A 1,206-nucleotide genomic window follows, 5' to 3' on the forward strand; every position below is an offset into this window, starting at 1 on the left:
ACCGATGCCGTTCCTCTTCCAGCGCCGCTGCGGCCCAGAGGACCGAGCCATCCCGCGCAACTACATCTACACCTGCCTCAACGACGCCCTCGCCGCCAGCGGGCTGACCGGGCCCGGCGATGAGCAGCTGCGATACACGCCGCACGACTTCCGGAGAATCTTCGTGACCGACGCCCTCCGCTCCGGCCTGCCCCCGCACATCGCCGCCCGCATCTGCGGCCATCGGACGGTCGACACGACCCTCGGATATGCCGCGATCTACCCCGAAGACGTCATCAACCACCACCGGTCCTTCATCGCCCGCCGCCGGTCACTCCGGCCCGGTGAGGAGTACCGCGAGCCCACCGCACAGGAATGGCAGGACTTCCTGGCGCACTTCGAGCAGATGCCCCGCCTGGAGGAGATCCACGCGAACCTGCTTGACCGGCTCCAGGAAGCCAAGGAACAGGGCTGGCTCGGCGAGGTCGCCGCGATCGAGGCCAGCCTCACCGCCACCAAGCAGAAACTCGCCGCGATGCGCGACCTCGCGGCCCGGCACACCACCGTCCACCTCGGCATGCCCGACTTCCGCGCCACCGCCGGCAGGCTCACTACCGGCCCTGCGGGGGGGAGAATGCATAACCGATTTCCAGGATGGGCGGTGAGGCTGGGACTGCCATCGGAGAGTAGCCCCTGGCCACAGGCCGGAAAATCGGACGGAGCCGGCTACTTCGACTCCGCTGCCAGGCCCCGGGCGATCAGCCGACGCAGCGTTCTCCCGCGGGTGTCAAAGAAATTCCTCTTGGCGTCATCGACGCGGGCGAGGACATTCTCCGAGAGCCGCAGCTCGACTCGGGGTTGCTTCCACGGCGGCCGGGACCCCCGCGCTGGTTTCCATGCTTCCGGCTCAGATACCAGCGACGCACAGGTCCCGGGAGGGAGCTGTGCCACCAACGGTGAAGCAGGTCCAGCCTGGCCAGCGTGATGAAGTCGTCCAGCGCAGACAGGTACAGGCAATCGTCGTCGCGTGAAAGATCTGTGCCGAACTCCTGCTCCCAATCCGGACGTTCGGCGCCCTCCATCTCGATGTCGTCGACCCACCGCGCCCACATCCCCGTCGCATCGGGATCGGCGACCATTGCAACCCGTTGGAACAGAGCTTCGGCGGCCTCGCGGACGGTCCTGTCGGCGCGCAGCTTGATGGCCTGCAATGTGGCCCACACCTCG

Annotated in this window: 1 protein-coding gene; it reads left to right on the top strand. The window is 67.5% G+C overall.

Annotated features, from left to right (window positions below; all coding sequences use genetic code 11):
• Positions 1 to 964: tyrosine-type recombinase/integrase (locus ACFWWQ_RS29665; RefSeq protein WP_384602357.1), on the top strand; the 964-nt coding region annotated here is incomplete at its 5' end.
• Positions 965 to 1,206 lie beyond the last annotated feature (242 nt).

Source organism: Streptomyces sp. NPDC059080 (assembly GCF_042739975.1).
GTDB lineage: Bacteria > Actinomycetota > Actinomycetes > Streptomycetales > Streptomycetaceae > Streptomyces > Streptomyces benahoarensis.